Origin of the sequence: Nonomuraea sp. NPDC050783 (genome assembly GCF_040802095.1) — a bacterium.
Taxonomy (GTDB): domain Bacteria; phylum Actinomycetota; class Actinomycetes; order Streptosporangiales; family Streptosporangiaceae; genus Nonomuraea.
The window spans coordinates 190,964-217,882 of record NZ_JBFAHK010000005.1 but is presented as its reverse complement, the minus strand read 5'-3'; the positions used below and the strand labels follow the sequence as shown (position 1 = coordinate 217,882).

Annotated in this window: 30 protein-coding genes; 17 read left to right on the top strand and 13 right to left on the bottom strand. The window is 72.4% G+C overall.

Annotated elements, in window-relative coordinates; translation table 11 throughout:
- The first annotated feature begins 101 nt into the window (after positions 1-101).
- The 6 genes from AB0H75_RS15645 (at position 102) to AB0H75_RS15620 (ending at position 4,962) form a co-directional block, all read left to right on the top strand.
- A complete protein-coding gene (locus AB0H75_RS15645; RefSeq protein ID WP_367796447.1) occupies positions 102-563 on the top strand; it encodes an Hsp20/alpha crystallin family protein in 462 nt (153 codons plus the stop codon).
- Between the two features lie 21 nt (positions 564-584).
- On the top strand, positions 585-947 hold the full coding sequence (locus AB0H75_RS15640) for a hypothetical protein (RefSeq protein WP_367796445.1): 363 nt from the start codon (positions 585-587) through the stop codon (positions 945-947).
- A gap of 48 nt (positions 948-995) precedes the next feature.
- Positions 996-1,277 (top strand): hypothetical protein, encoded by a 282-nt coding sequence (locus AB0H75_RS15635; RefSeq protein ID WP_367796443.1) that lies wholly within the window; start codon positions 996-998, stop codon positions 1,275-1,277.
- 174 nt (positions 1,278-1,451) lie between these two features.
- On the top strand, positions 1,452-2,846 hold the full coding sequence (locus AB0H75_RS15630) for a family 2B encapsulin nanocompartment shell protein (RefSeq protein WP_367796441.1): 1,395 nt from the start codon (positions 1,452-1,454) through the stop codon (positions 2,844-2,846).
- 59 nt (positions 2,847-2,905) lie between these two features.
- Positions 2,906-4,081 carry a family 2 encapsulin nanocompartment cargo protein terpene cyclase gene (locus tag AB0H75_RS15625; protein ID WP_367796439.1) on the top strand — a complete coding sequence of 392 codons (1,176 nt, stop codon included), beginning with the start codon at positions 2,906-2,908 and terminating at the stop codon, positions 4,079-4,081.
- A 23-nt stretch (positions 4,082-4,104) separates the two neighbouring features.
- Complete coding sequence (locus tag AB0H75_RS15620) at positions 4,105-4,962, top strand: geranyl diphosphate 2-C-methyltransferase (RefSeq protein ID WP_367796437.1); 858 nt, start codon at positions 4,105-4,107, stop codon at positions 4,960-4,962.
- 61 nt (positions 4,963-5,023) lie between these two features.
- Here the strand turns inward: AB0H75_RS15620 and AB0H75_RS15615 are convergent, their stop codons facing one another.
- The 10 genes from AB0H75_RS15615 to AB0H75_RS15570 form a co-directional block, all read right to left on the bottom strand.
- Positions 5,024-6,253 (bottom strand): S1C family serine protease, encoded by a 1,230-nt coding sequence (locus tag AB0H75_RS15615; protein WP_367796435.1) that lies wholly within the window; start codon positions 6,251-6,253, stop codon positions 5,024-5,026.
- Positions 6,254-6,412: 159 nt separating this feature from the next.
- Positions 6,413-7,075, bottom strand: a complete 663-nt coding sequence (locus AB0H75_RS15610) for a trans-aconitate 2-methyltransferase (RefSeq protein ID WP_367796433.1) — start codon at positions 7,073-7,075, stop codon at positions 6,413-6,415.
- 70 nt (positions 7,076-7,145) lie between these two features.
- Entirely contained in the window at positions 7,146-7,829 is a 684-nt protein-coding gene (locus AB0H75_RS15605) for a response regulator (protein WP_367796431.1), read from the bottom strand.
- Complete coding sequence (locus AB0H75_RS15600; protein WP_367796429.1) at positions 7,826-8,881, bottom strand: sensor histidine kinase; 1,056 nt, start codon at positions 8,879-8,881, stop codon at positions 7,826-7,828. Before AB0H75_RS15600 ends, AB0H75_RS15605 begins: the two co-directional genes overlap by 4 nt.
- A gap of 172 nt (positions 8,882-9,053) precedes the next feature.
- Complete coding sequence (locus tag AB0H75_RS15595; protein ID WP_367796427.1) at positions 9,054-11,126, bottom strand: hypothetical protein; 2,073 nt, start codon at positions 11,124-11,126, stop codon at positions 9,054-9,056.
- 32 nt (positions 11,127-11,158) lie between these two features.
- The gene (locus tag AB0H75_RS15590; RefSeq protein ID WP_367796425.1) at positions 11,159-11,476 is read right to left on the bottom strand and encodes a hypothetical protein; all 318 of its coding nucleotides are present in this window, start codon (positions 11,474-11,476) and stop codon (positions 11,159-11,161) included.
- Positions 11,477-11,727: 251 nt separating this feature from the next.
- On the bottom strand, positions 11,728-12,876 hold the full coding sequence (locus tag AB0H75_RS15585) for a purine phosphorylase (RefSeq protein ID WP_367796423.1): 1,149 nt from the start codon (positions 12,874-12,876) through the stop codon (positions 11,728-11,730).
- On the bottom strand, positions 12,873-13,610 hold the full coding sequence (locus AB0H75_RS15580) for an NUDIX domain-containing protein (RefSeq protein ID WP_367796421.1): 738 nt from the start codon (positions 13,608-13,610) through the stop codon (positions 12,873-12,875). Before AB0H75_RS15580 ends, AB0H75_RS15585 begins: the two co-directional genes overlap by 4 nt.
- A gap of 78 nt (positions 13,611-13,688) precedes the next feature.
- Positions 13,689-14,072, bottom strand: coding sequence for an STAS domain-containing protein (locus AB0H75_RS15575; protein WP_367796419.1), 384 nt, complete (start codon positions 14,070-14,072; stop codon positions 13,689-13,691).
- A 179-nt stretch (positions 14,073-14,251) separates the two neighbouring features.
- A complete protein-coding gene (locus AB0H75_RS15570; protein WP_367797129.1) occupies positions 14,252-14,833 on the bottom strand; it encodes a helix-turn-helix domain-containing protein in 582 nt (193 codons plus the stop codon).
- A 74-nt stretch (positions 14,834-14,907) separates the two neighbouring features.
- On the opposite strand from AB0H75_RS15570, the gene AB0H75_RS15565 reads away from it, so the two are divergent.
- From AB0H75_RS15565 to AB0H75_RS15555, 3 genes are read left to right on the top strand one after another with little or no spacing between them, the layout of a single operon-like run.
- Complete coding sequence (locus tag AB0H75_RS15565; RefSeq protein ID WP_367796418.1) at positions 14,908-15,480, top strand: CGNR zinc finger domain-containing protein; 573 nt, start codon at positions 14,908-14,910, stop codon at positions 15,478-15,480.
- On the top strand, positions 15,477-15,911 hold the full coding sequence (locus tag AB0H75_RS15560; RefSeq protein WP_367796416.1) for a protein-tyrosine phosphatase family protein: 435 nt from the start codon (positions 15,477-15,479) through the stop codon (positions 15,909-15,911). The genes AB0H75_RS15565 and AB0H75_RS15560 overlap by 4 nt, the downstream gene beginning before the upstream one ends.
- A 36-nt stretch (positions 15,912-15,947) precedes the next feature.
- Positions 15,948-16,460, top strand: coding sequence for an N-acetyltransferase family protein (locus AB0H75_RS15555; protein ID WP_367796414.1), 513 nt, complete (start codon positions 15,948-15,950; stop codon positions 16,458-16,460).
- Between the two features lie 9 nt (positions 16,461-16,469).
- Here the strand turns inward: AB0H75_RS15555 and AB0H75_RS15550 are convergent, their stop codons facing one another.
- Complete coding sequence (locus AB0H75_RS15550) at positions 16,470-17,210, bottom strand: alpha/beta fold hydrolase (RefSeq protein WP_367796412.1); 741 nt, start codon at positions 17,208-17,210, stop codon at positions 16,470-16,472.
- Positions 17,211-17,398: 188 nt separating this feature from the next.
- Between AB0H75_RS15550 and AB0H75_RS15545 the strand changes: the two genes are divergently transcribed.
- Positions 17,399-18,607, top strand: coding sequence for a site-2 protease family protein (locus AB0H75_RS15545; protein WP_367796410.1), 1,209 nt, complete (start codon positions 17,399-17,401; stop codon positions 18,605-18,607).
- A 27-nt stretch (positions 18,608-18,634) separates the two neighbouring features.
- On the opposite strand, the gene AB0H75_RS15540 is transcribed toward AB0H75_RS15545, so the two are convergent.
- The gene (locus AB0H75_RS15540) at positions 18,635-18,868 is read right to left on the bottom strand and encodes a hypothetical protein (protein WP_367796408.1); all 234 of its coding nucleotides are present in this window, start codon (positions 18,866-18,868) and stop codon (positions 18,635-18,637) included.
- Positions 18,869-18,989: 121 nt separating this feature from the next.
- On the opposite strand from AB0H75_RS15540, the gene AB0H75_RS15535 reads away from it, so the two are divergent.
- Both AB0H75_RS15535 and AB0H75_RS15530 read left to right on the top strand, forming a co-directional pair.
- Positions 18,990-19,859, top strand: coding sequence for an MEDS domain-containing protein (locus tag AB0H75_RS15535; protein WP_367796406.1), 870 nt, complete (start codon positions 18,990-18,992; stop codon positions 19,857-19,859).
- The gene (locus tag AB0H75_RS15530) at positions 19,849-20,715 is read left to right on the top strand and encodes an STAS domain-containing protein (RefSeq protein ID WP_367796404.1); all 867 of its coding nucleotides are present in this window, start codon (positions 19,849-19,851) and stop codon (positions 20,713-20,715) included. The genes AB0H75_RS15535 and AB0H75_RS15530 overlap by 11 nt, the downstream gene beginning before the upstream one ends.
- Here the strand turns inward: AB0H75_RS15530 and AB0H75_RS15525 are convergent.
- Complete coding sequence (locus tag AB0H75_RS15525) at positions 20,678-21,445, bottom strand: sensor histidine kinase (protein WP_367796402.1); 768 nt, start codon at positions 21,443-21,445, stop codon at positions 20,678-20,680. The two genes, AB0H75_RS15530 and AB0H75_RS15525, sit on opposite strands and share 38 nt — an antisense overlap.
- Before the next feature lie 170 nt (positions 21,446-21,615).
- On the opposite strand from AB0H75_RS15525, the gene AB0H75_RS15520 reads away from it, so the two are divergent.
- From AB0H75_RS15520 to AB0H75_RS15500, 5 genes are all read left to right on the top strand, one after another.
- Positions 21,616-22,416, top strand: a complete 801-nt coding sequence (locus tag AB0H75_RS15520; RefSeq protein WP_367796400.1) for a lytic polysaccharide monooxygenase — start codon at positions 21,616-21,618, stop codon at positions 22,414-22,416.
- A 336-nt stretch (positions 22,417-22,752) separates the two neighbouring features.
- Complete coding sequence (locus tag AB0H75_RS15515; RefSeq protein WP_367796398.1) at positions 22,753-23,127, top strand: STAS domain-containing protein; 375 nt, start codon at positions 22,753-22,755, stop codon at positions 23,125-23,127.
- A gap of 75 nt (positions 23,128-23,202) precedes the next feature.
- The gene (locus AB0H75_RS15510; RefSeq protein WP_367796396.1) at positions 23,203-23,742 is read left to right on the top strand and encodes a DinB family protein; all 540 of its coding nucleotides are present in this window, start codon (positions 23,203-23,205) and stop codon (positions 23,740-23,742) included.
- A gap of 142 nt (positions 23,743-23,884) precedes the next feature.
- A complete protein-coding gene (locus tag AB0H75_RS15505) occupies positions 23,885-25,975 on the top strand; it encodes a PQQ-dependent sugar dehydrogenase (protein WP_367796394.1) in 2,091 nt (696 codons plus the stop codon).
- An 8-nt stretch (positions 25,976-25,983) separates the two neighbouring features.
- A complete protein-coding gene (locus AB0H75_RS15500) occupies positions 25,984-26,886 on the top strand; it encodes a sugar phosphate isomerase/epimerase family protein (protein ID WP_367796393.1) in 903 nt (300 codons plus the stop codon).
- Positions 26,887-26,919: the final 33 nt, after the last annotated feature.

The window sequence follows — 26,919 nt, the reverse complement described above, 5'->3', positions numbered from 1 at the left end:
AACGGCGCTTCGCCGAGTTTGCTGGTTAACGCAGGGGTAGGGACGCGATGAGCCACATGAGCAGGGACGACGACGTTCCTGCCGCTACGGAGGTGAAAGCGATGGCACTGCCCACCAGGCGTCACAGATCGCCCGCACGATGGGGCGGCGCGGGCCTGCCCACCCGTTCGTGGGACCCCTTCACCGAGTTCCAGCAGCTCTGGGACCAGATGGGCCGGCTGTTCGAGCAGGGCGTCGAGGCCGACGCCACCGCCTGGCGGCCGGTGGCCGAGACCGAGGAGACGCCCGAGGCGTACCTGGTGCGGGCGGAGCTGCCCGGCCTGCGGCGGGACGAGGTCAACGTCGAGATCGACGGCTGCGAGCTGTGCATCTCGGGCGAGATCGCCGAGGAGGACCGGCGCAACACGCTGAAGCGGCGCGCCGGCACGTTCGTCTACCGCACGATCCTGCCCACCGACGCCGACACCGGCAAGGTCGGCTGCGAGCTGAGCGAGGGCGTGCTGACCGTGCGCGTCCCCAAGACCGCTCAGGGCCGCTCGCGCCGCATCTCGATCAGAGGCTGACCACTCCCGAGGTGAACCCCCATGAACGACCGTGAGAACGACCCGGACGACGAGTTCTTCGCACCCGTGCTGCGCGAACCGCCGCCCCCCGAGTCCGAGTCGGCGACCGGGAAGGTGAGCGACACCGGCGTGCCCGACGTGGCGGGCGCCGGCCGCGGGGACTGGGCGGCGGCGCCGCCGCCCAGGAACTCCGTCAGCCACCGGCTGCTCGCCGCCGGCCTGGTCCTGCTGGCCGGGGTGGTCCTGGCCGTGTGGGCGCTGCTGGCCGGGAACCCGGCACTGGCGATCGTGCCCGCCGTCGTGGCGCTGGCGGCGGCGGTGTACCTGGTGGCGTTCGGGGCGCGCAGGGCGCGCTCGGGCGGCGGGCCGCCCACGTTCGGATGAACCGGGGCGGGGCATGTGGGCCCTGCCCGAGCGACGAGGAGACATGACATGACGAGCGAGCATCGGGACGCCATGAGCAGCACCCAGCTCATCGACCGGGAGTGCGTACGCAGGCTCCTGGAGGCCGACCGGGACGACGCCACCCTGGTCTTCGTGCGCGGCGAGTGCGTGGTGCTCCCCGACGCCGAGGTGGACGAGGCCCACCGCGGGCTGATCGTCGCCCGCCGCGACGAGGTGCTGGCCTGGGTGCCCGCCGGGCAGCCGGCCGACCAGCTCCTCGACGACCTGGCGCACCGGCTGGACAACATCGTCCGCGACCTGGGGGCCTGACACCTGGTGCCGCGGCCTTCGACGATCACCACGACGAGACGCACGCCCCGCTCGCCACGCGGCTGCCGGGGCCGCCGGCACGAGAGGTAAGCATCCCCTATCCGTCAGGAGACTCTGCCGAATGTGTTCGGATGAATACGTTCGGTAACGAGAAGCCGGCGATTGTGAGGGAAGATGCCCACGGACCCCACCGAGCAGCGGCTGAGCCTGGACACCAGGGCGGCGCGCACCCTGGCCACCACCACCAAGACCCGCCCCCAGATGCAGGCCATCACCTCGCGGTGGTTGCTGCGCATGCTTCCCTGGGTGGACGTGCGAGGCGGCACCTACCGGGTCAACCGCCGCCTGACGCACCGGGTCGGGCGCGGCCGGGTGAGCGTGGTGCAGCAGGGGGCCGACGACGTGCGGATCATCCCCGAGACGCTGGCCGAGCTGCGCGCGCTGCGCGGCTACGACGACCTCGACGTGCTGGCGGCCGTCGCCGCGACGTTCTCCCCGCGCGAGGTGCGCCCCGGCGACGTGATCGTACGGGCCGGCGCCCCGATCACCGAGACGTACATCGTCGCCCACGGCCGCCTGGAAAAGCTGGCCACCGGCAAGTACGGCACCACCGAGGCCCTCGGCGTCCTCACCGACGGCGACCAGTTCGGCGACGAGGCGCTCGGCCAGGACGATCCTCGCTGGTCGTGCACGGTGCGGGCGGCCACCGCGGGCACGATCCTGGTCTCGCCGTGGGCCGGCTTCCAGCGCGTCCTCGCCCGCGCCCCCGGCCTGCGGGCACACCTCGACCGCTACCTCGCCGAAGCGCGCAGGCCGGTCAACCGCCGGGGCGAGGCGGCGGTCGAGGTCGCGGCCGGGCACACCGGCGAGCCGGTCCTCCCCGGCACGTTCGTCGACTACGAGCTACGCCCCCGCGAGTACGAGCTCAGCGTCTGCCAGACCGTCCTGCGCGTGCACACCCGCGTGGCCGACCTCTACAACGGGCCGATGGACCAGCGAGAGCAGCAGCTCCGCCTGACCGTCCACGAGGTGCGCGAGCGCCAGGAGTGGGAGCTGCTCAACAACCGCGAGTTCGGGCTGCTGCACAACGCCGACTACGACCAGCGCCTGTCCACCTGGTCCGGCCCGCCGACCCCCGACGACCTGGACGACCTCATCAGCATGCGCCGCAAGACCCGCCTGCTGCTGGCCCATCCCAAGGCGATCGCCGCGTTCTTCCGCGAGTGCAACAAGCGCGGCCTGGTGCCGGGCAGCGCCGACGTCAACGGCCACGAGATCCCCGCCTGGCGGGGCATCCCGATCTTCCCCTGCGGCAAGATCCCCGTCAGCGCCCAGCAGACCACCTCGATCATCGCGATGCGTACGGGCGAGGACGACCAGGGCGTGGTGGGCCTGCACCAGACCGGCCTGCCGGAGGAGCACGAGCCCGGGCTCAACGTGCGCTTCATGGGCATCGACGACAAGGCCATCATGTCCTACCTGGTCAGCGCCTACTACTCGACCGCGATCCTGGTGCCCGACGCGATCGGCATCCTGGAGAACGCCGACATCGCCGCGCCGCGCTCCTGACCCGTTCCCGTACCCCCGCGAGGCCCGCCCCCGTGAGGCCGTCCCCTGTGAGGAGCGTCATGCCCCCCAACCGGATCCCGGTCCTGCCCACAGGTCTGGGCACTTCCGCGCTCAGCCTCCTCCGCCCCGCTCCCGCCGGGCAGGCGGACGCCGGGCACGTCGGCGTCGGGCACGTGGGCGCCGGGCAGGAGGGCGACGGGCACGAGCCCGGCATGGCCCCGCCGCCCCGGCACGCCGGCCTGGAGCCGCTGGCCTACCGCGAGCGCCCGTGGGGCGACGGCTCGTACCCTCCGCTGCTCTGCCCCGCCACCGTCCGCGTCGACGACCGCCTCGGCGCGGAGGTCGACCGGCGGCTGCTGGCCTGGGCCGAGCGGACGGGCCTGCACGAGGGGCGGCTGGAGGAGTTCGGCCGCACCGGCTACGGCCGCCTGGCCATGCTGACCCACCCCGACACCGACGACCCCGACCTGCTGCTGGTGGCGGCCCAGATGAACAGCGCCTGGTGGGCCGCCGACGACTACTACGCCGACGAGAGCGACCTCGGCGCCACCCCGACCGAGCTGCCGCCCCGCCTGGCGCTGGTGATGTCGGCGATGGACCCGCCGCCGCCGGCCGGCGACTACACCCGCCTGCTGGAGGAGGCCATCGCGGCCGACCCCGTGCTGGTCGCGCTCCGCTCGGCCACCGCCCACCTCAGCAGGCACGCCCTGCCCTCGCAGGTCATGCGGGTCTGCACCATCACGTCCCAGATGTACGTGAGCTGGTGCGCCTACGCCGCCTGGCGCTACCTGGAGACCCCGCCGCCCGCCTGGCGCTACCTCGCGGCCCGCCAGCACGACAGCTTCTACACCTCGATGACGCTCATCGACATCACCGGCGGCTACCACCTGCCGGCCGACCTGTTCTACGAGCGCCGCTTCCACACCGCGCTCATGCAGGCGGGCACGGCCAGCGTCCTCGTCAACGACCTGCACTCGGTCGCGCGGGAGGCCGCCGACGAGCTGCCCGACAGCAACGTGATCCTGCTCATCGCCGCCGAGGAGGGCTGCTCGGTCGAGGAGGCGACCGAGCGCGCCGTCCACCTGCACAACGACTTCGTCCGAGGCTTCGAGGCCAGCCGTCAGGAGCTGGCCTGCGCGCCGTCGCCGGAGCTGAAGCGGTTCCTGCGCGGCGCGCAGGCGTGGATGGCCGGCTGCCTCGAATGGCACGGCAGCAGCGCCCGTTACCAGTCATGACCCCCGGAAAGGACCCCGCCCGCGTGACCACCACGAACGCCCACCACTCCGTGCTGGGCAGCCAGTACCAGCGTTCCGTCGCCGACTACTGGAACGCCGAGCACAACCCCGTCAACCTCAAGCTGGGCGAGGTGGACGGCCTCTACCACCACCACTACGGCATCGGGCCCGTCGACTGGTCCGTGCTGGAGGGCCCCGAGGAGACCCGCGAGCAGCGCATCGTCAGCGAGCTGCACCGGCTGGAGACCCAGCAGGCCGAGACCCTGGTCGGGCACCTCGGCCGGCTGCGATCCGAGGACCGCGTCCTGGACGCCGGCTCGGGCCGGGGCGGCTCCAGCTTCCTGGCCAACCTGCGCCACGACTGCCACGTGGACGGGGTGTCGATCTCCGAGACGCAGGTCTCCTTCGCCAACGAGCAGGCCAGGCTGCGCGGCGTGGCCGACAAGGTGCGCTTCCACTTCCGCAACATGCTCGACACCCGCTTCGAGTCCGGCTCCTACCAGGCGATCTGGAACAACGAGAGCACGATGTACGTCGAGCTGTCGCTGCTGTTCGCCGAGCACGCCCGGCTGCTGCGCCGCGGCGGCCGCTACGTCTGCATCACCGGCTGTTACAACGACGCCTACGGCCTGCCCTCCCGGGCCATCAGCCAGATCAACGCCCACTACATCTGCGACATCCACTCCCGCAGCACCTACTTCAGGGAGCTGGTGGCCAACCGGCTGGTCCCGGCCAGCGTCATCGACATGACCGCGGCCACCATCCCCTACTGGGAGCTGCGGGCCAAGAGCCACCTGGCGACCGGCATCGAGCAGGCGTTCCTGGACGCCTACCAGAACGGCAGCTTCCAGTACCTGCTCATCGCCGCCGACCGGGTCTGAGCCGGAACCGCCGCGTGCCGGGCCGCCCCCGTGGCGACCCGGCACGCGGCGGTTCCTCCTCCTACTTCTGCTCGGCCATCGTCGCGGTGACGGTCTCCTCCTCGCCGTCACGCAGGTACGTGATCCGCACCTGCTGCCCCACCGTGAACCCGCGGACCTGCCCGACGACCGTGTCACCGCCCTCGACCTCGGTGTCGCCGATCCTGGTGATGAGGTCGCCCTGCTTGAGCCCGGCCTTGTCCGCCGGGCTGCCCGCGCTCACCTGGCGGATCAGCGCGCCGGGCACGTCGCCGGTGGCGTCGGTGACGCTCACCCCGAGGAAGGCGTGGCTGACCTTGCCCTTGCTGATGAGCTGGTCGGCGACCTGCTTGGCGGTGTTCACCGGGATCGCGAAGCCGAGGTTGACGCCCTGGGCGGACACCGCGCTGTTGATGCCCACCAGCTCGCCGGCCGCGTTGACCAGGGCCCCGCCGGAGTTGCCGGGGTTGATCGCGGCGTCGGTCTGGATCATGCCGCCGAGCGTCGTGGTCTCGGCCGCCTGCTGCTGCTGTCCCCAGGGGAACTGCCGGCCGTCGCCGCCGCCGCCGTCGCCCGCCGTGACCGTACGGTCGAGGGCGCTGACGATGCCCGCCGTCACCGTGCCGTCCAGGCCGAGCGGGCTGCCGAGGGCCAGCACGTCGTCGCCCACCTTGAGCTGGTCGCTGTTGCCCAGCGTGGCCTTGGCCAGGCCCTTCACGCCCTCGGCCCGGATGACGGCGAGGTCCGTCGCCGGGTCGGTGCCGACCACCTTCGCCTTGGCGGTCTTGCCGTCGTTGAACTTGACCGTCAGGACGTCGCCCTGCCCGCTCACCACGTGGTTGTTGGTGAGGATCAGCCCGTCCTCCGACAGCACCACGCCGGAGCCCTCGGCGCTCTGCCCCTGGATCATCACCACCGACGGCTGCACCTTCGCCGCCACCTCGGCCACCGTGAGCTGGTCGGCCACGGTCCGGAAGGCCGGGCTCGGCGCGCTCGCCGTGACCGCCGCCACCGGCCGGTCCGCCCCCGCCAGGTACGCCCCCACGGCTCCGCCGCCGAGCGCCGTCACCCCGAGCGCGGCCGCCGCCGCCAGCGCCAGCCCGGCCACCGCCTTGCGGCTCAGCAGGAACCCCGGCCGCCGCGGCGGCGGCGGGGGCGGCGGCAGGGCCGGGCCCACCGGCTCCTTGCGCGGGAACCCGCCGACCGAGGGCGGCTTGTCACCGAACTGGGTCCAGCCGCCGGCACCCTGCTCACGAGGCTCGTTCGCGTCCATGTCATCTCCTAGCGTCCCGATGACACCAGGATGATCAGTGGCCGGTAAGACCTGCTTAAGCGGGAGATCGGGCCGCCCGCCACCCCCTGACACCGGCCTTATCGCCGCTGGTGGACCACTCGGGACGGGCCGGAGAATTCGCCGGATCCGTACGCCGTCTCAGGCGTCCTGGACCTGCCGGCTGCCCGCCGCCCGGTAGAGGGAGACCGAGAACGGCCGCGCGCGGTCCAGCTCGACGTGCTCGCCGACCTTGGCCACCTCCGGCGCGGCGTCGGCGAAGCGGTGCAGCCGCCGGGCCTCCGGCCACGGGTGCACCAGGACGAGGTGGCCGCCGGGGGCCAGCAGCGAGGTCAGCCGGCGGGAGGCGTGCCGCAGCCGGTCGCCGCCGCCCACGTAGTACAGGATCTCCGCGCACACCACCAGGTCGAAGCCGGTACGCAGGCCGTGGTCGAGCAGGTCGGCGTGGACGAAGCGGACTCGCCCGGCGAAGCGCTCGTTGCGCCGCCGCGCCCGCTCCAGCGCCTTCTCCGAGATGTCGATGCCGGTGATGTCGGCCTCCGGGCACGCCTCGGCCAGCAGCTCGGTGAAGACCCCCTCGGCGCAGCCGGCCTCCAGCACGCGGCGGTGCCGGACGGCCGGGATCAGCTCCATCGTGATGCGGTACTTGTGCTGCTCGTAGGCGTCGCCGGTCAGGTTCCAGGGGTCGGGACGGCGGTGCCACCAGTCGAAGTAGCGGCGCAGGACGGCCCCGCGGCCACGGCGGCCGAGCAGGGACAGGGACGTGAACAGGGCGCGGTGTAAAAGGTCGGGAAAGCTGGCCACGAGCCTCCTTAGGTCCTTTGCCCCGGAACCTTCCTTTGCCCCGGAACCTACGGTCCGGACCGGCCGCCGGTCATGACGCTGGAGAGGGATCGTCCGATCTAGCTCTCAGGTAGGGGGTGACCAGGCCGCTCTCGTAGGCGTGGACCGCCGCCTGGGTCCTGTCACGCAGCCCGAGCTTGGCCAGGACGCTGCTGACGTGCGACTTCACGGTCTGCTCGGCGATCACCAGCCGCGCGGCGATCTCGGTGTTGGACAGGCCGCGGGCGATGAGCACCAGGATCTCGGTCTCGCGCCGGGTGAGGGTGCCGTACGCCTGGCCGGTGAACGGGCGCGGCGGGGGGAGCCGGACGAAGGCGCCGATCAGCCGGCGGGTGACGGACGGCGCCAGCAGGGCGTCGCCGCCGGCCACCACCCGTACCGCCTCGCTCAGCTCCCGGGCCGTCGCCTGCTTCAGCAGGAAGCCGCTGGCGCCCGAGCGCAGCGCCTCGTAGACGTACTCGTCGAGGTCGAACATGGTCAGCATCAGCACCTTGGTCCGGCCGATGACCCGGCGCGCGGCCTCCAGGCCGTCCAGGCCCGGCATGCGCACGTCCATGAGCACGACGTCGGGGCGCAGCTCGGCGACCTTGGCCACCGCGTCGTGGCCGTCCACCGCCTCGCCCACCACCTCGATGTCGGGCTGCGCGTCCAGCAGGACGGCGAACGCCTCCCGCACCATGGCCTGGTCGTCGGCGATCAGCACCCGGATGGTCACGCGGCCCCGCCTTTCCCGGCCCGCCCGGCGCCGGCGAGCGGCAGCTCCACGGCCACGGTGTAGCCGCCGTCCGGGCGCGGGCCCGCCCTGAGGTCCCCGCCCAGCAGGATCACGCGCTCCCGCATGCCCAGCAACCCGTGCCCCTGCCCCTGCCCTTGCTGACCGCCCTCATCCCCGCCCCCGTCCCCGCTGCCGTCCCCGCTGCCGTCCCCGCTGCGGTCCCCGCCGGTCCTGCCGTCCCCGCCGGTCCGGCGGGGACGCGCCGGGCCGTTGTCCACGCGCAGGCGCAGCCGGTCCGGCTCGTACGCCACCGCGACCTCCGCCCCGCTGCCCGGCGCGTGCCGCAGCGCGTTGCTCAGCGCCTCCTGCGCGATGCGGTAGGCCGACAGCTCGACGCCGGGCGGCAGCGGCCGGCGCTCGCCGCCGACCCGCAGGCGGACCGGCATGCCGGCGCCACGCATCCGCTCGGCCAGCTCCTCCAGCCGGTCCAGGCCGGGCGGCGGCCCCGACCCGTACGGGGCGCCGTCCCGCAGCAGGCCGAGCACCCGGTGCAGCTCGTCGAGCGCCTCGATCGCGCTGGCCCGGATCGTGGCGAAGCTGCGGGCCAGCTCCGCGGGCGGGTCGGGCACCCGGTAGGGCGCGGCCTCGGCCTGCACCGCGACGAGCGACATGTGGTGGGCGACCACGTCGTGCAGCTCCCGCGCGATGCGCGCCCGCTCCTCCAGCAGCGCCGCGCGGGCCTGCTCGGCGCGGGCCCGCCGGCCGGCCAGCGCCGCGTGGCGCGCGCCGAGCGCGACCAGGCCCAGGACGCCGACGTGCGCGGCCAGCACCGGATGGGGCCACACCGCCCCGGCCACCGCCCCGGCCACCGCCGGGTGCGCCAGCACGACCGCCAGCACGACCGCCAGCACGGTGGCCGGCACCGCCGCCGCCAGCGACAACCACCCGGCCGCGGCCGCGGCCCGCCCGGCCGCCTGGCGGAGGGACCCGCGCCGCGCGCCGCCCGCCGTCCGGCCGAGCCCGAGCATGCCATAACCTGTCCAGTCGCTCACGCCCCTGCTCCCCGCCTGTCGTCCACAGCCTCAAGAGGCCCTCTGGATCAGTCTGTCCCGCGGAGGCGGACCGGCCACGTTCGAAGGTGGATCACCGGCATTTCCCGATCAGGCCCCGGGCGGGAGCGCCCGTTGGGTTGATCAGCAGCCGGATCGGCGTATGCGCGGCAGCTCAGGCGGGTCCTGCCGGAGGAGGGTCGTCGTGGGCGCCGGGCAAGACCATCGGCGGGGAGTACAGACCAATGGAGCCCGGAATTTTCTGGCTTTCCCTGAAATCACGAAGCCGGCGTCGGCGGCGAGCACGTTCGTGGACGAGCCATTCCCTGCCCTCCGCGGACACCGCCTCCAGGATCCTGAGCGCTCCGGTCACGCCCGAGGTGTCGAGAGCGAGGGCGGTGAGGAAGTTGATGTTCTCCCGTACCCGGTCGAACAGACCTTCCTCGTAGTTGTCCACGAGCACGTCAATGTGCTGCCTGTTGACGAGCGAGAGTCGGAAGGCGCGACTGAGCACCAATGCCTGCTGGTCATAAGGCCGGATCTCCTCACGGGTCAGCACGCGCCGATGACCGTGTTCGAAGCGCACCCCCACCTCGGTAACTCTCGCGGAGGCGATCATCTCGTATCTGAACGTGGTGCGCCGCTCATCGTGTATGGCTCCTGTGGCGAAGTCCAGGTCCACGGTGACCTGCCGTACGCCACCCTCGGTGAGCAAGAAGAGCAACACCACATAAGCGGAGTAGCGCAGCGGGCCGTACAGGACGCGGGCGCGTCGGCACCGTAGAGCGCCTTCGGTGAGAGTGAGGTGTGCGATGACGTCGCGGTTGCTCAGGCCGTAATGCTTCAACGCCAGTGACTTGATCGTCATCTTGTCGTAGTCGAGCCAGGCTGCCATCTCGGCGTCGCTGGGCCGATCGGACAGTACGTGGCACCAGCGTTCGTACTCTTGCTGCTCGGCGGCGAGCCGGCGATCCGCCTCTCCTGCGAGCCGTGAGTGGCTGATGGCCGAGGCGAGATAGTCGAGGGAATCCTTCCATGCCATTGCTCCGGCCAAGCCCAGCAGCGACCCGGCTCCCAGCATGCCGAGGAAGCTCGTAGCGGCTGCACCGATGAGTGCGATGAGTCCGGCGATCGCCAAGGCCGCGTATCCCGCCACGACCGCGGCCGGTGGACCGTCGGACCGGAGCGAGACGCCTCCGCTGAATTGCCGGGCGGCGTTCTCCGCGTGCCATCGGACAAGCCACCTGATCGGCCCCACCCTGTCGTGATCGCTGCCGTACAGGTGAACCAGGTCCACCTTGAGCTTCTGTCGCACGGGCTCGTTGTCCCACTGCCACTGTCGGGCAGCGACGGGATCCGCGGGGCCCGACCGCTGGAACCAGTGGTCGACGCTCGCCGAGACTGACGCGGCGAAGCCTTCGTTCCACCATGTCCCCGGCGTTTCCTGGCTGTCCAGGCGTCGCGACAGACCGGTCATGACGATGGCGATGACCCATGCGCTGACCAGTACGAGTGCCACGATCGTGGCGGCCAGACTGCTGGCGGCCATGAGGCCCACCACCCAGAGGAATCCGATGAAGCCGAACGTGGCTCCGACGATGACCTTGACCCGTTTGCCGGGCTCCAGCGTCGGACTGGGGATCATGATCCGCCTGGGCGCTGTGGGAACCGGTTCGAAGAACTTCCACACGCGATTCTGCCGGTTGCCGTCAGTGCGCATAGCCTGTACGTGCCGCGCTTCCAGCTCTTCGACCTGATCCTGGATCCACCCGTTCAATATCATTTCAAGATGTCGGTGAATCTCGTCCCGGCGCGCTTTCGGTAACGCCTGATAGGCGTCGAAGGCGGCGGAGAAGCGTGGCAGGTCGGTCACCCCGTGCTCCTCCTCCTCGGTGATGCAGCGGATGAGCTCGAACACCACGTCGAACGCCTGCCGCCATGAGTCGTAGGGGAACTGCGCGGCCATGGCGCCCGCGGTCGTCAGGTGTTTGAACTCGTCAGGTCCCAGGTGATCGAACGATCGATCGCTCAGCGTCGCCAGAACCCAGTAATAAGCCACCTCGCTGGATCGGTGGCCGTCCATCGCCGCTTCCTCGATCAGGGCCTCGGCTCGTCGAGGCATGTCGCCGTCGAGGTAGTTGCGCCCAACCTCATACTTACGTCGCGGGTGATCGTTCTTGGAGACCGAATAGATGGTGACATTGCCATCTACGTATCCGATTTGCGCATCAACGTGCGCATCGTCCATAGCGACATTGTTGAATCCGGGCCACCCCCCGTTCATGAGCTGAGGCCTTGGCCTACTGCTAGGGCGAGAGCCGCTATCGACGCCAGATCGGCGAAATCGCCGAGCAGGCCCTTCGCTTTCTTCAGCGCCATCAGCATCTTCCCGCGTCGTTCTTCGTCGCCGGTTTCCAGATAGGCGTCCACCTCGCTCAGCTCGGCCTCGACCAGTCTGTGCAGCTCGGGCTGGAGTGCTTTGGAGGCGACCGATCGGCGCATTGCCGAACGCAATTCGGCCAGCCGGTCGCGAAGATTGTCCTTCCGAGAGCATGGGGATCCGACAGTGACGTCGCCGATGGCTTTGCCGATCTGCACACCGACTCGTGCGCTGTCCCGGGCAACATTCGTATACCGATCTGACATCGGTTGCCTCCTGGCCTGTGGATCGGATATGTCAATGAAACACTTCGCGAAGGTGGCTGAAAGGGCTACCAGTAATCTGTTATGAATCTATTATCTGAAAGCGGATAAGTGGCCTATTTTTCTCATTCTCTGTGAATGGTTAGATTCCGGGCATCGGATGGGTGGATGATGTGCAGGCGGCCCATCAGTGGTTCCGCGACCCGCTACAGGCCGCCTCGTAGTCCTGTGATGATCGATGACGTACGCCGCTCCAGATCGGGCACCTCTGCCAGGAGGCCACGTAGCCTCATGAGAGAGATCACCGCGACGTCCCTGTCGGATTTCGTGGCTCTCGCCAGGGACTGTGCGGCGAGGGTGATTTCCTCCTCCGCTGTGGCGAAGGTCAACTCGTCCACCTGGTGCGCTTCCAACGCGCTTGTAAGCCTGTCCCGAAGTTCTGTGAGCTGGGCCGCCGGATCGGCGGCGGCCCCGGCCGGTGGCGCGATCGAGAAATTGCCGTGAAGCTGCCCGATCTGCACGTCTACTTGGGCGCGGTCGCGGGCCGTGTTGCAGAAGTCCTCGGCCTGTTCGGTGCGTCGTCGATGGGGTGTCTCCCGGACCAGCTCCGGAGCCAGTTCCTGAGCCAAGGCAGCAGCGAAGGCAGCCGCATTCGCTGCCGCCCTCATCTGCCAGCCGTCGCCATCGCTGGTGATCTTGGTGCCGTCGGCCCGGTCGCTGATGCCACGTATTACGGCCATCGGCAGTGATCTGTTCAGATGAGTGGCCTGCGCCACGCCGGCCGCCTCCATCTCGATCGCCAGCGCGTCGTTGTATGTCCGCCGAATCCATCGGGCATGCGTGGAGATCCTGGAGTTCTGCACGACCTCGCCCGCCGCGATCGGCCCGAAGCGGACCTCCGGCACGGCGGCTCCCCGAGGCAGGCAGCGGGTCCAATCCCCGCTTCGGTAGAGGTGACGCGCTGCCTGGTCCGGCTCGTGCGAGGACTCCCAGACACGTGGCCGTGCCTTGAAGCCGTCATCCTCGCTGGTGCCACCGTGATAGGCGTACACATGAGTGGCCACCACTACGTCCCCCAGACCGATGTCCGGCCACAAGGCTCCGGCCACCCCCACAAACAGCAGCGCGGACGGAGCGAACTCCGCGATCGCCCGCTCCGTGAGTACGGCAGCGGGTTGATTGCCCTTGCCCACCAGCGCCATAGCCGCCCGGCATTCGCCGCCACCGGCTAGCTGGCCGACCTCGAACCGTGTGCCGGCGGCGTGCCGGTGCACCCGAATGTCCGTCAAGTGCTGGCGGACGGCCTGATACTCCAGGTCCAGCGCGGTCAGGAAGACGATGAGCGGTCCCTTCATGAGCGGCTCGCTTTCGCGGAGTGGGGCAGGGTGGCCTGAGCCGACCGAACCATGGGGGGATTCAGCACTCTGACCGGCCCGGCTTTGAACAGGCGGGCCGGCCGGCCCTTCTCGGCGCGGCGCATAGGGCCGGCTGGCGTAATGAAACCATGCGCGTTCTGCACCTTCCGATAGAAGTTCCGAGGGTCGAGTTGCACGCCCCACACCGCCTCGTACACCTGCTGAAGGTCCGAGATGGTAAAGGTCTCGTCGCAGAATGCGGTGGCGAGCGCTGTGTACTCGAGTTTGCCGCGCGCCCGCTCGACGCCGTCACGGACGATGTGTTGGTGGTCGAACGCCAGCTCGGCCTCGGTGGACAGGACCTCTTGCACGGGCATCCAGCAAGCGCCGGCCGCGTCCGTCCCGGCGATGGGCTCAGGCAGGGACGGCGCGATCGCCAGGTGAGCGACGGACACCACGCGTCCCCGGGGGTCGCGCCCCGGCCTGCCGTACACGCCCAGTGTCTCCAGATGCACATCGACCAGTCCGGCCTCCTCGGACAGCTCGCGGCGTGCGGCCGCCTCGATGTCCTCCTCCTCGTCACGGAGGAACCCTCCAGGAAGGGCGAGTGTGCCCTGGTAGGGCGCGACTCCGCGCTCGATGAGCAGGACGTGAAGGCGGGCGTCTCTGAGGGTCAGGATCACCAGATCGACCGCGAGCATGATCCTGGGAGGAGTCCATCGGTCATCGTGCATGCGGACACTGTAGCTTTTTGTCAGATCGACAGGAAGTGCTGACGGCGCCGGATCGGGTGAAACGCCGAGCGCCCCCGATCAGGCCTGGCTGAGGGTGCCGTCCTGGGCGCCGGGCCGGGGGAGGGCGGCGATCACGGCCTGTTCCACGGTGTCGTGCAGGTGCAGGACGTCGCCGGCCCGGGTGAGCCGCAGGATGCCCGTGATCTTGGGGTGCGGGGCGGCCAGGTGCAGTGTGCCGCCGTGCTGGCGGGCGAAGGCGTGGGTGTTGAGCAGCACCCGCAGCCCCGCGCTGGCGAGGAAGGTGACCTCGCTGAGGTCGATGACCACGTGCTCGCCCGGCGTGCCGCGGTGGCGCTGGACGTAACGGTCGAGCTCGCGGGCGGTGACGGTGTCGAGCTCGCCCGCGACGGAGATCACGCACATCCCGGGCAGCCTCTGGATGGCGAACGTCAGACCCGGCATTGATGTCCACCGATCGGATTGGAGAACGGCCAACGACGAAGCTGCGGCACGACGAACAGCGGGGAAGACGGACACGGACGTGCTATGCCTTCATCGCACGATATCCGGGTGCCGCCCCCGGTAGAAGATGCCGTGGTGAGATTCTTACCGGGACGGTGGCATCCCGGTGCGGACGCGTGTCAAGGCCGTCCCTGGCGGCCGGCCCGCCGGGGCCGCATGATGAGCGCGGCCACGTGGTAGGCGCACGGCACCCGGCCGGGATTGGCGTAGGAGTGCTCGACGTCGGCGGCGAAGTAGACCGAGTCGCCGGCGTCCAGGTCGAGGACGCGCTCGCCGAGGGTGAGCCGGAGCGTTCCCGACTCGACGGCGACGTACTCGTGGGAGCCGGCCGCGTAGGCGGGGAAGGGCCCGGCGTCGCAGCCCGGCGGGAGGGTGGTGCGGATCCACTCGAAGTTGACGCCCGGCACCACCGGCGTGAGGACCGTCCGGCGCCAGCCGCCGGGCTCGTCGATGTGCTCCTGCTCGGCGGCCCTGCGCACCACTACCCGGCGGTCCTCGGGCTCGGCGACCAGCTCGGACACCGGCACGCCCAGGCCCTCGGCGATGCGGGCCAGCACGACGATCGTGGGCGCCTTGTGGCCGCGCTCGACCGAGGACAGCATGCTGACGCTCACGTCGGCGGCGTCGGCGAGCTGCTGCAACGTCATGGCCCGGTCGTGGCGGAGCTCCTGAATGTGCCTGCCCAGGGCTTCGAGGTTCACCAAGGACTCATCGTACCGAACGGGTGTAAGGGTTATAGTCCTCCTATAGCGGTTACCGAAGCGGAGGAGGGCACGTGGACATCCCGATCGCCGGTTACGCGGCGGGGGCGGCGATGGCGAGCGACCTGATCAACACCTCGCCGACGGTGCGCGGCGCGGCCGGTGAGGGGCTGCCGACGCCGGCCGCGCTGGCGGAGTTCCTGGCCGGGCACGGCCTCGTCCTCGACGCGCCGCCGCCGGACGAGGCGGCCCTGTGGGAGGTGCACCTGCTGCGCCGCGAGGTGCGCGGCGTCGTGGAGACCGAGACCGAGGAGCAGGCGGTGGCCGGGGCGATGGTGCTGGCCGGGCGCGCGGGCCGGGCCCCGGTGCTGCGGCGCGACGGCGACGGGGCCTGGCAGTGGTACGTGCCCACCGCCCCCGGCGCGCCCCTGGCCGCCGAGCTGGCCGCCGTCGCCGGCATCGGCCTGCTCGGCGCGGTACGCACGCTCGGCCACGGCCGCTTCCGCCCGTGCGCGGCCCCCGGGTGCCGGGGCGTGTTCGTGGACACCAGCCGGGCCGGACGGCGGGCGTACTGCACGCCCGAGCGGTGCGGCAACCGGGTCAACGTCGCCGTCCACCGCGCCCGCCGCCGGAGCGTGACCCGGTGACGGCGCTGGAGGGGGCGATCCGGCTGCCGGACGGCGCCCGGGTCAGGGGCCGCGGGCTGCGCCGCCCCCTGCCGCCCGGCCCGGCGCCGGACTTCGGGCTCTACCTGGGCTCGGGACGGCTCCGCCGCCGCCACGACGCGGGGCTGGCCTGGCCGCACGAGTGGGTCGAGTGGCCCGACTTCCTGCTGCCCCGCGACCGCGGCCTGGCGGTGCGCCGCATCGGGGAGCTGCACGAGCGGGCGCGGGCGGGCCAGGCGGTCGAGGTGGCCTGCGGGGGCGGCGTCGGCCGCACCGGGACGGTGATCGCCTGCCTGGCCGTGCTGTCGGGCCTCGATCCGGCCGCCGCCGTCGCGTGGACCCGCGAGCACCACCATCCCCGCGCGGTGGAGACGCCCTGTCAGCGCCGCTGGATCGCTCGCTTTCCTCTATGATGGCGGCAGGTTTCGCTATAGAGAAGGACGATTCCCGTGCCGCCCACCGAAGCCGTCATCCGCCTGGCCACCTCCGCCGACCTGGAGGCCGTGGCCGCGATCAACGCCCACTACGTCGCCCACACCGTGATCACCTTCGAGGAGCACCCGCCCTCGGTGGCCGACTGGCACGGCAAGCTGGGTGAGCTGACCGCCCGCGGCCTGCCCTTCCTCGTCGCCGACCTCGGCGGCGAGGTCGCCGGCTACGCCTACGCCGGCCCCTGGCGTCCCAAGCCCGCCTACCGCCACACCGTGGAGGACACGATCTACCTGGCCCCGGGCCACGTCGGCAGGGGCCTCGGCGGCAGGCTGCTGAGCGCGCTGGTGGCGGGGGCGACGGCGGCCGGCCTGCGCCGGATGATCGCCGTCATCGCCGACGCCGGCGACGAGCGCTCGATCGCCCTGCACCGCCGCCACGGCTTCACCGAGGCGGGCCGGCTGACCGAGGTCGGCTTCAAGCTCGGCCGCTGGGTGGACACCACGCTCATGGAGCGCCCGCTGACCCCCTGACCGGGCGGGTCACAGTATGGCCCTGACGATGCGGGCCAGCTCGGCCGGCGCGCTGTAGTTGAGGGTGTGGGCCGCGCCCGGCACCTCCACCAGGCGTCCCCGGGGCAGGCGGCGGGCGACCTCCGCGGCCCAGCCACGGGAGACGACGCTGTCATGGGACCCGCGCACCACGACCGCGGGCGTGGTGACCAGGCCCAGCTTGCTCCCGACCGGGTCGTCGAGCGCGGCGCGTAACGTGCGCAGCAGGCGGCGCGGCCCGCAGTCCAGGTAGTCGCGCAGCAGCACCAGCGGCAGGGACGGGCGCTCGCGGCGGCCGGCGGCGAGCCAGCGCAGCGCCTGGCGGGCCATCGTCGGGGCCGTGGGATCCATGGTGGGGCCGTTCAGCACGACCGGGCCGAGCAGGTCGGGGGAGTGCGCCGCCAGGTCCACCACCACCTGGCAGCCCACCGAGTTCGCCACCAGCGGGACGCCGGCGCGGCCCGTCGCGCGCAGCCACGCCGCCAGCGCCAGCGACAGGCCCCGCACGTCCAGGACCTCGTGGCCGGCCGGGGTGCGGCCGAAGCCCGGCAGGTCGGGCGCGACCACCCGCAGGCCGGGCGCCAGCCGCCGGGCCAGCGGCAGGAAGTACCGGTGGGAGCAGCCCAGGCCGTGCACGCACACCACCTCCGGCGCCGCCGCGTCCCCGAGCAGCGCCGCGTGGAAGCGGACGCCGGCCGCGCGCGTCAGCTCGTGCCCCTGCCACCCCCTCAACGGCGGGCGCGCCGCGCGCGGGCCGCGGGCTCCTCCGTGGACGTGGGGGCCGGGCCGATCTTGTCAGCTCTCATGGGGACCACGCCGTACCCCGGGGCCGACTCGCAAAACGGACGATCATCCCAGTTCAGGATGTTTTCCCGCCGCCAGGCGGGTAGCCGGACCTCATCGAGCGAAGGAGCAGGCTCATGCGTTCGTCGTTCCGGTTGGGCCGCATCGGCGGGGTCGAGGTCGGCGTCAACCTCAGCGTGCTGGTCATCGTGGTGATCCTGGTGGCCGGGCTGTCCTTCGGGCAGTTCCCGCTCGCCTTCCCCGGCTACTCGGTGGGAGCGTACGTGCTCGCCGGGCTGGCCACCGCCGTCCTCTTCCTGGCCTCGCTGCTCGCCCACGAGCTGGCGCACGCCCTCGTGGCCCGGCGCAACGGCATCGAGGTGCCGCGCATCACGCTCTGGCTGCTCGGCGGGGTTGCCGAGCTGCGCAGCGAGCCCCGCACGCCGGGCGCGGACCTGCGGATCGCGCTCGTGGGCCCGCTGACCAGCCTGGCCTGCGCGGTGGTGTCCGGCGCGCTGGCGCTGCTGAGCGGCGCCGCGCCGCTGGTGGCCGGGATGTTCGCCTACCTGGCCGCGGTCAACCTGCTCCTCGCCGTGTTCAACCTGATCCCGGCCGCGCCGCTGGACGGCGGCCGGGTGCTGCGGGCCGCGCTCTGGTCCCGCTGGGGCGACCGGGTACGGGCCGCCGTCACCGCCGCCCGCGCCGGGCGCGTCTTCGGGTACGTGCTCATCGCGCTCGGCTTCCTCCAGGTCGTCACCGGGCTGGGGTTCCAGGGGCTGTGGCTCGTCCTGATCGGACTGTTCCTGGTGAACGCCGCCAGCGCCGAGGAGCAGCAGGCCCAGCTCGGCGCCGCGCTGCACGGGGTCCGGGTCGGGGACGTCATGTCGGGGCGCCCCGTCGCCGCCTCGCCGGACGAGAGCGTGGCCGAGCTCATCGACCGGCTGGTGATGAGCCGGCGGCTGTCCACGTACCCGCTGGTGGGCCCCGACGGGAGCTTCCTCGGGCTGGTGACGCTCAACCGCCTCCGGCAGGTGCCGCCGGAGGAGCGGGTGCGCACCCGGCTCGCCGACATCGCCTGCCCGCCCGGCGAGGTGCCGCGGGCCGTGCCCGACGAGCCGCTGACCGGCCTGCTGCCGCGCATGAGCGGCTGCGCCGACGGCCGCGCGGTGGTGCTCGACCCGGCCGGCCGGCTGATCGGGCTGCTCACGCCGAGCGACATCAGCCGGGTGATCCAGACCGCCGGCCTGCACGGGAGCGACCCCTATCCGCACCCGCGCGGCGCGGACCTCGCGGTCCCGCCGCCGCGCGAGCACGAGGAGCGGCAGCGCCATCGCAGCGGGATCTGACCTCCCGCCCGGCGGCGCCGCCGCCCGTCACTCGAAGTCGTCGGGGTTCAGGTTCTCGCTGCGGAGGAACTCCTGCGTGTCCTGGTCGTCGTCGTCATCGTCCGGCGCGGGCTGCCCCGCCGGGCGCCGCGACGTCTCCTCCTCGGCCTCGGTCAGCGGCGAGCCGGAGCGCTCCTCGCTGTCCCCGCGCTCCACGTGGTTCCCGTTCTGTGCCGGGTTGCCCATCTCTTCCTCCTGGTCGCTCCTGGTGGTGACGGTCAAGGGCGAGCCTGCCCGCCCGCCGCGGGCTGATGCCCGGAACACCGCCCGTGGCGCGCCAGGACTGTCCATAATCGAGCCAAGAGGCAAGGGGCGTGGCCCGGGAACGAGAAGGTGGGCGCGGGTGACGGTCAGTGCTGAGACGCAGATCACGGATCTGACCATCAACGATCACGCGTGCCTGACGTACGGCGAGCCCGAGGAGCTGCTCGACCTGACGGCGGCGTTCGTCCGCGACGGGCTGGCCGCCGGGCAGCGGGTGGTGTGGCTGGCCGAGGAGCCCGAGCGGCGGCTGGCCGAGCTGCGGCGGCGGGGCGTCGTCGCGCGGGCGGCCACCGTCACGGGCATGATGATGGTCCTGGCCTGCCAGGACGGCCTGCTGGACGGGCAGTCGTTCGCCGTGGAGCACGCCATGACCTGGCTGCGCGGCCAGATGGACGTCACCGACCGCGAGGGCTACCCGGGGCTGCGGGTGGCGCTCGACATGAGCTGGGCGCTGCGGCCGGTCACCGGGATCGAGCAGCTCCCGGCGTTCGAGGAGGAGATCGCCTCGGCGCTGGGCGGCGTCAGCACGGCGGTGTTGTGCCAGTACGACCGCGAGCGCTTCGACCCGGTCACCCTGGCCTCGGTCTCCGGCTACCACACGCGCTCGGTGGCCGCCGCCACCTACCACCACGACCCGCTGCTGCGCATCTGCCGCCAGTACGCGCCCTCCGGCATCCGGCTGGCCGGGCAGCTCGACCGGGCCGCCGAAGGGGCGCTCGGGCTGGCGCTCGCCGAGGCGATCCGGGTGGACGGCGACATCACCGTCAACATGACGGAGCTGTCGTTCGTCGACCTGTACTGCGCCCGCATGATCATCGACGCTGCCCGCAGCCTGCCACCGCCCCGGACGGCGGTCCTGCGCTGTGGCTCCGCGATCGGCGCGCGGTTCCGCCTGCTCGGCGCCGGCACCGGGCCCGGGGTGCGCCTGGAGACCGCTCATGACGGGTGACCGGCCGCCGTACGACTGCCCGCCGGCCTCCGGCGGCGCGGCGGACCAGGACGGCCCGAAGACCGTGGTGGATCAGCTCTTCGACCGCGACTCCCTGTACGTCCTGCGGACGACCGTGGAGGCGCACGCCGCCCAGGCGGGGCTGCCCGAGGGGCGGACCGCCGACCTGGTGCTGGCCGTCCACGAGCTGGCCACCAACGTCGTCCTGCACGGCTCGGGCGCCGGGCGGGTGCGGATGCTGGCCACCGGGAGCCTGCTGCGGTGCGAGGTCGCCGATCCCCGCACCACCACGGAGCGGCAGGAGGTCCCGGAGTGGCCGCACGAGTACGGCCACGGCCTGTGGATCGCCCGCTCCCTCGGCGACCAGTACGTCGTGACCCGTGGCCCGGACGGCACGCTGGCCACCCTCGGCTTCGTCGTGCCCGCCCCCTCCCGCCCCTCCTTCCGCCTCTTCCAGGACGGCCAGGGCGACCAGGGAGACCAGGACGGCGGCGTGGACGGCGTGGACGGCGTGGACGGCGTGGACGGCCTCCACGGCGGCTCCCAAAGGGGCGGCACGGTGACGGTGCGCCTGGTCGGCGACCTCGACACCTCGACCGCCGGCCGGCTCGTCGCCGCCGTCCGGGCCCTGCTGGCGGCCGGGCCGCCGGGCCGGCTCGTCCTGGACCTGAGCGGCATGACGTTCTGGGACTCCACCGGGATCGCCGCGCTGCTGTCGGTGCGGGAGCGCGTCGCCGCCGCCCCCGGCGCCACGCTGGTGCTGGCCGGGCTCTCCGGCGACTTCCGCCGCCGCCTCGACTCCCTGTCCCCGCTGCCGTTCAGCTACGACGAGCCCGGATCGTCCCGCCGTCCCTGACGGTGAGGCCCCCGCCGGGGACGGCCGGCGCGGACGGCGGCAGGGGCAGCACGGCGTGTACCCGGTACCCGCCGCCCCCGTGGGGCCCCGCGTCGAGAGCGCCGCGGAACAGCGCCACCCGCTCCCTGATACCCGTGAGCCCGTCGCCGCCCGGCAGCGCCCGCGGCCGGGGCCGCCCGTCGCGCGGCCCCGCGTCGGTGATCTCCAGGCTCAGCTCGGCGTCGCCGTGGGTGACCTTCACCAGGGCCTCGGTCGGGCCGGCGTGCTTGAGCGCGTTCGTCAGCGCCTCCTGCGCGATGCGGTAGGCCGACAGGCCGAGGCCCGCGGGCAGCGGCCGGGGCGTGCCCTCGACCTGGAGCGCGACGTCCAGGCCGGCCGTGCGTAGCTGCGCGACCAGGTCGGCCAGCAGCTCCAGCGTGGGCTGCGGGGTCGTCTCGTCGCCGTCGGGCGCGGCCCGCAGCAGGCTCAGCATGCGGTTCAGCTCCTCCACCGCGCCGCGCCCGGTCTGCTCGATCAGGGACAGCGCCTCGCGCTCCTGGCGCAGGTCGTGGGGGAGCGTCATCCGCACGCCGCCGGCCTGGAGCACCATCACGCTGACGCTGTGGGCGATGAGGTCGTGCAGCTCGCGGGCGATGCGGGCGCGTTCCCTGGCCGCCGCCTCGCGGGTGTCCGGCAGCCGGTCGATCGCCTCCGGCCACTGCGCACGGGGGTCAGGGGAAGTTTCGGGCATGAGCGCAGCCTAGGGATCCGCGGGAGGGCGGTCATCAGCCCAGCGCCGCACTCCGGGTCCTCCTCCGGAATGATTCGGGGTACACGCACGCCTTGACGCCGCCGGCTCGGCTGAACCCGGCCCGGCCGCTCGCCGTACCTCGGGGAAAGAACGGCAGGGAGGTCGGGACGTTGCGGCACCGGATCATCAGCGCGGCCGCCGGGTCGCTGCTCGCGACGGTCACGGGCGTGGCCCTGGCCACCGGCCCGGCGGGCGCGCACGGCGCGCTGGAGAGCCCGGTCAGCCGGGCCGCCGCCTGCGGCGCGACGGGCGCGTCCGCCGCCTGCCGGGCCGCCGCCGCGGTCAAGGGCTCGGCGCTGCCCGGCGGCTGGGACGACCTCAGGGTGGCGAACGTCGGCGGCCGGGACCGCCAGGTCATCCCGGACGGCAAGCTGTGCAGCGGCGGCCTGCCCGGCTTCCGCGGGCTCGACCTCGCCAGGAAGGACTGGCCCGCCACCAGGGTGCGGGCGGGCGCCCGCTTCACCTTCAGGTACCGCGGCACGATCCCGCACAGGGGCACCTTCCGCCTGTACGTCACCAGGCCCGGCTACGACCCGGCCCGGCCGCTGCGCTGGTCCGCCCTGGAGCGCGAGCCGTTCCTCACGGTCAGGGACCCGAAGCTCGTCGACGGCTCGTACGTCTTCAAGGGCCGCCTCCCCTCCGGCAGGACCGGCCGCCACCTGATCTACACGATCTGGCAGAACTCCGACACGCCCGACACCTATTACTCCTGCTCGGACGTCGTCTTCACGGCCGCCGCCGCCACGCGGGCCGGCAACGCCCCCGCACTCCAGCCGCCCGCCCATGCCGCCGCCGCGCCGGCCGGCCCGCCGTGGCAGCTCGGTGTCGCGGCCGTGCTGGCCACCGGCGCGGGCACGGCGACGGCCGTCGGCGTCCTGGCCGGCCGGCGGCACCGCCGGCGAAGGACCTGACCGGCGGCGATCCCGCGCGCCCGCACCTCCGGATCCCGCGCGCCCGCACCTCCGGATCCCGCGCGCCCTCGGCCGGGCCGGATCCCGCGTGACCTCGGCCGGGACCCGGCCGGCCCCGGCTCGGCAGGGCAGGCGGAGCACGTTGCCCAAAGATCCTATGGTGAACTCTCCTTCCGGTATTCGGCTTCTGCCGTTAGTGTTTGCGCGACGGCATCGCGTCGTCGTCGCCGCCACCCGGCCGAGCCCACCCGGGGGATCTCATGACCGCAGCCATCCTCGCCCAGCCGCCCCCGCCCTGTTGACCGCCGCCCCTTTGACCGCCGCATCGAGGCCGCCATGTCCCCTCTGAGCCTGGACATCCGTTACCTGCCCGCCGGCGTGCTGGTCACCGTGGCCGGCGAGATCGACTCCACCAACGTTCACTGGCTGGAGTCCTCGGTCCAGCGCGCCTGGCGGCCCGGCCAGCCGCTGGTGCTCGACCTCGGCGGGGTGACGTTCATGGACAGCAGCGGCCTGCACGCGCTCCTGCGCCTGCACACCGCCGCCCGCGAGCAGGGCGGCGCCCTGCACCTCGCCGCCGTGCGCGACGTGCCCGCGCGCGTGCTGCAGATCACCGGGGTGTGGTCCACCCTCGACATCCATCCCACCGCGGCGGCGGCCGTCGCGGCGGTGCTGGGCGAGCAGGTCTCCCCGCTCCAAGAGCCCCAGTGAAGCTGTGGTGCCGCCGCCCGGCAGATGATCGCCGCTCCGCGGGCGGCCCGGCCGGATGTCCTACAATCGCGCCCCATGACCGTGATCGACGAACAGGGCCGCCCGGAGCCCCCCATCGCCGCCGACGAGACCGCCACCCTCCTCGGCTTCCTCGACTATCAGCGCGCCACCTTCGCCTGGAAGTGCTCGGGCCTGGACGAGATCGGCCTGCGGGCCACGGTCGGCGTCTCGACGATGACCCTCGGCGGGATGCTCAAGCACCTGTCCTACGTCGAGGACCACTGGTTCTCCCGCTGCCTGCACGGCCACGACCGGCAGCCCCCGTGGGACACGGTGGACTGGACGGCCGACGCCGACTGGGACTGGCACTCGGCCGCCGGCGACTCCCCCGAGCAGTTGCTCGCCATGTGGCAGGACAGCGTGGCCCGCTCGCGCGAGCTGACCGCGAAGGCCCTGGCCGACGGCGGCCTGGACCGCACGGCGCGGCTGGGCTGGCGTGACGGCACGGTGCCGTCGCTGCGCTGGATCGTATGCCACATGATCGAGGAGTACGCCCGGCACAACGGCCACGCCGACCTCCTGCGCGAGTCCGTGGACGGCCTCACCGGCGAGTGACGCCGTCCTCCACCGACTTATCCCGAAAAGACGCGAAAGGCTGGGGTCCCGCCGTAATTAGGCCCTCCTCTTACGGCGGAGGCGAGTTACATTCACGTTAATTTGCCCTCATTACCCCCCGAGTAGCTCCGAAGGGAGAGGCATGAGAGCGCGACCCGCACTCGCGGCCCTGACCGCCGCGGCGATCCTCATGCCCGCGGCCCCGGCCTCCGGCGCCGCCACGGCTCCGCCGCCCGACTCCGCCTTCCAGAAGGTGACGCTCAACGACCACCCCGGCGAGCCGATGGACCTCGCCGTCCTGCCGGACTCGCGGGTCCTGCACACCACCAGGAAAGGGGAGGTCTGGCTGCACGACCCGAGGACAGGGCTCAACACCCTGGCCGCCCGGCTCGACGTCTACCGGCACGACGAGGAGGGCCTGCAGAGCATCGCCCTCGGCCCCGGCTTCGGCACCGGCTCCAGGAAGGACGACTGGGTCTACCTCTACTACTCCCCGCCGCTCGACACGCCCGTGGACGACCCGGCCACGCCGGACGTCAACGAGGGCGACGCCCCCACCACCGGCACCCCGGCGGACTTCGCGCCGTTCAAGGGCCTGATCCGGCTGTCCAGGTTCCGCTTCACCGGAGCCACCCTCGACCTGCGTACCGAGCAGCGCATCCTCGACGTGCCGGTGGACCGCGGCATCTGCTGCCACGTCGGCGGCGACATCGTCTTCGACGCCGCCGGCGACCTGTACCTGTCGACCGGCGACGACACGAACCCGTTCGCCTCCGACGGCTTCACCCCCATCGACGAGCGCCCCGACCGCAACCCCGCCTTCGACGCCCAGCGCAGCGCGGGCAACACCAACGACCTGCGCGGCAAGATCCTGCGGATCAGGGTCAGGGAGAACGGCTCGTACACCGTGCCGCGCGGCAACCTGTTCGCGCCCGGCACGGCGGGCACCCGGCCCGAGATCTACGCGATGGGCCTGCGCAACCCGTTCCGCATCGAGATCAACCGCAGGAGCGGCGAGCTGTACGTCGCCGACTACTCGCCCGACCGGCAGCAGGCCGACCCGCGGCGCGGGCCGGCCGGCACCGGCAAGTGGACGGTCGTCCGCAAGGCGGGCAACTACGGCTGGCCGTACTGCGCGACCGCGCGGCTGCCGTACGTGGACTACGACTTCGCCACGGGCACGTCGGGGGCGGCGTTCGACTGCGCCGCGCCGGTCAACGAGTCGCCGCGCAACACGGGCCTGCGCCGGCTGCCGCCGGTCGTCCAGCCGGACGTCTGGTACTCCTACGGGCCCTCGCCGGAGTTCCCGCAGCTCGGAACGGGCGGCATCGGGCCGATGGCGGGGCCGGCCTACGCCTTCGACCCGGCCGACACCCGGGGCCGCACCGCCGTCGGCTGGCCCAGGTACTACGACGGCGTCCCGCTCTTCTACGAGTGGACCCGCGACTACGTCAAGGCGTTCCACCGCGACGGCCGGATCGAGGACGTGCTGCCCTCGATCGTCTTCGACAACCCGATGGACCTGGAGTTCGGCCCGGACGGCGCGCTCTACGTGCTGGAGTACGGCGACGGCTACTTCAGCGAGAACCCCGACGCGCAACTGTCGCGCATCGACTACATCGGCAACACCGGCAACCACACCCCGGTCCCGGCCGCCGCGGCCTCGGTCACCGCCGGGCACGCCCCGCTCACGGTCGCCTTCACCAGCGCCGGCACCACGGACGCCGACGGCGACCGGCTCCGCTACGCCTGGGACTTCGACGCCGACGGCCGGGTGGACTCCCGCAGCCCCCAGGCGTCGTACACCTACCGCGAGAACGGCAGCTACGCCGCCACCCTGCGGGTCACCGACGAGCACGGCATGAGCGCCGCCACGTCGGTGCGGATCGTGGTCGGCAACGCCACCCCGGTCGTCGAGCTGGTGCGGCCCGCCGAGGGCACCCCGTTCGCCTTCGGCGACGTCGTCGAGTACGAGGTGCGGGTCACCGACGACCAGCCGGTGGACTGCGCGGACGTCACGGTCGACTACATCCTCGGCCACGACGACCACGGCCATCCGCAGACCACGGCCCGGGGCTGCACCGGCTCCATCCGGACCACGGTGCCGAGCGGCCACGACCCCGGGACCGACGACCTCACCGCCGTCTTCGTCGCCACCTACACCGACCCCGGCACCGACCCGCTGCCCCCGCTCACCGGCACCGACCAGGTCGTCCTGCACCCCACTCCCTAGGAGAACCCATGTGCTACGGCTACGGACCCAGCAGGCGTTCCGTGCTCGCCGCGGGACTGGGACTCGGCACGGCCGCCCTCGCCGCCGCCGCGTCCCCGGCCTCCGCCTCCGCCGCGGGCGGCGGGCCCGGCCGGGGGGAGCGCGTCCCTCCCGGCCAGATCAGCATCCAGCTCTGGACGGTCCGCGACGACCTCGCCCAGAACTACGACGCCACCCTCGCCTACCTGGCCGAGATCGGCTATCCGAAGGTCGAGCTGGCCCTCGGCTACTTCGGCCGCACGGCGCGGGAACTGCGCGCGTTCCTCGACGGCCTCGGCATCCGCGCCAGCTCCAGCCACGACGGCCTGAGCCCCGACGACGCCGCGCTGAACACCAAGATCGAGAACGCCCTCACGCTCGGCCAGTCCTTCATCAACGTGCCCTACCTCAGCTCCACCAGCGAGGACGAGTGGAAGGCGTGGGCCGAGCGCATGAACGTCGAGGCCCGCGCCGCCCGCTCGGCCGGCCTGCGCTACGGCTACCACAACCACGCGCACGAGTTCACCACCGACCTCGGCGGCGGCCGGACGCCCTGGGACGTCCTCACCGCCGAGCTGGACCCGCACCTGGTCCATCTGGAGATCGACATCTACTGGGTGGTCACCGGCGGCGCCGGGCGCGGCCACCCCGACCCGGTCCGCTTCGCCGTGGACGTCATCCGCCGTGCCCGGCAGCCCGTCCTGCAGTACCACGTCAAGGACCGCCACCTGGACGGCGACATGGCCGACCTCGGCACCGGCACCATCGACTTCCGCCGCGTCTTCGACCGGCACCGCGTCCGGGAGTACATCGTCGAGAACGACACCCCGGACGTGACGCCCCGCCAGACATCCGAGGTCGGCTACCGCTACCTGCGGCGGCTGCGCTTCTGACCGCCACCCGGCCGGGGCCGCCCGTCGGCCCCG

What these genes read in the sequence shown, in the direction of transcription:
- AB0H75_RS15635 (WP_367796443.1), top strand. Translation starts at nt 996, where the DNA reads ATGACGAGCGAGCATCGGGACGCCATGAGCAGCACCCAGCTCATCGAC.
- AB0H75_RS15500 (WP_367796393.1), top strand. Translation starts at nt 25,984, where the DNA reads ATGTGCTACGGCTACGGACCCAGCAGGCGTTCCGTGCTCGCCGCGGGA.
- AB0H75_RS15630 (WP_367796441.1), top strand. Translation starts at nt 1,452, where the DNA reads ATGCCCACGGACCCCACCGAGCAGCGGCTGAGCCTGGACACCAGGGCG.
- AB0H75_RS15505 (WP_367796394.1), top strand. Translation starts at nt 23,885, where the DNA reads ATGAGAGCGCGACCCGCACTCGCGGCCCTGACCGCCGCGGCGATCCTC.
- AB0H75_RS15645 (WP_367796447.1), top strand. Translation starts at nt 102, where the DNA reads ATGGCACTGCCCACCAGGCGTCACAGATCGCCCGCACGATGGGGCGGC.
- AB0H75_RS15525 (WP_367796402.1), bottom strand. Translation starts at nt 21,445, where the DNA reads ATGCCCGAAACTTCCCCTGACCCCCGTGCGCAGTGGCCGGAGGCGATC.
- AB0H75_RS15510 (WP_367796396.1), top strand. Translation starts at nt 23,203, where the DNA reads ATGACCGTGATCGACGAACAGGGCCGCCCGGAGCCCCCCATCGCCGCC.
- AB0H75_RS15585 (WP_367796423.1), bottom strand. Translation starts at nt 12,876, where the DNA reads ATGAAGGGACCGCTCATCGTCTTCCTGACCGCGCTGGACCTGGAGTAT.
- AB0H75_RS15615 (WP_367796435.1), bottom strand. Translation starts at nt 6,253, where the DNA reads ATGGACGCGAACGAGCCTCGTGAGCAGGGTGCCGGCGGCTGGACCCAG.
- AB0H75_RS15640 (WP_367796445.1), top strand. Translation starts at nt 585, where the DNA reads ATGAACGACCGTGAGAACGACCCGGACGACGAGTTCTTCGCACCCGTG.
- AB0H75_RS15575 (WP_367796419.1), bottom strand. Translation starts at nt 14,072, where the DNA reads ATGCCGGGTCTGACGTTCGCCATCCAGAGGCTGCCCGGGATGTGCGTG.
- AB0H75_RS15530 (WP_367796404.1), top strand. Translation starts at nt 19,849, where the DNA reads ATGACGGGTGACCGGCCGCCGTACGACTGCCCGCCGGCCTCCGGCGGC.
- AB0H75_RS15580 (WP_367796421.1), bottom strand. Translation starts at nt 13,610, where the DNA reads ATGCACGATGACCGATGGACTCCTCCCAGGATCATGCTCGCGGTCGAT.
- AB0H75_RS15625 (WP_367796439.1), top strand. Translation starts at nt 2,906, where the DNA reads ATGCCCCCCAACCGGATCCCGGTCCTGCCCACAGGTCTGGGCACTTCC.
- AB0H75_RS15595 (WP_367796427.1), bottom strand. Translation starts at nt 11,126, where the DNA reads ATGGACGATGCGCACGTTGATGCGCAAATCGGATACGTAGATGGCAAT.
- AB0H75_RS15515 (WP_367796398.1), top strand. Translation starts at nt 22,753, where the DNA reads ATGTCCCCTCTGAGCCTGGACATCCGTTACCTGCCCGCCGGCGTGCTG.
- AB0H75_RS15545 (WP_367796410.1), top strand. Translation starts at nt 17,399, where the DNA reads ATGCGTTCGTCGTTCCGGTTGGGCCGCATCGGCGGGGTCGAGGTCGGC.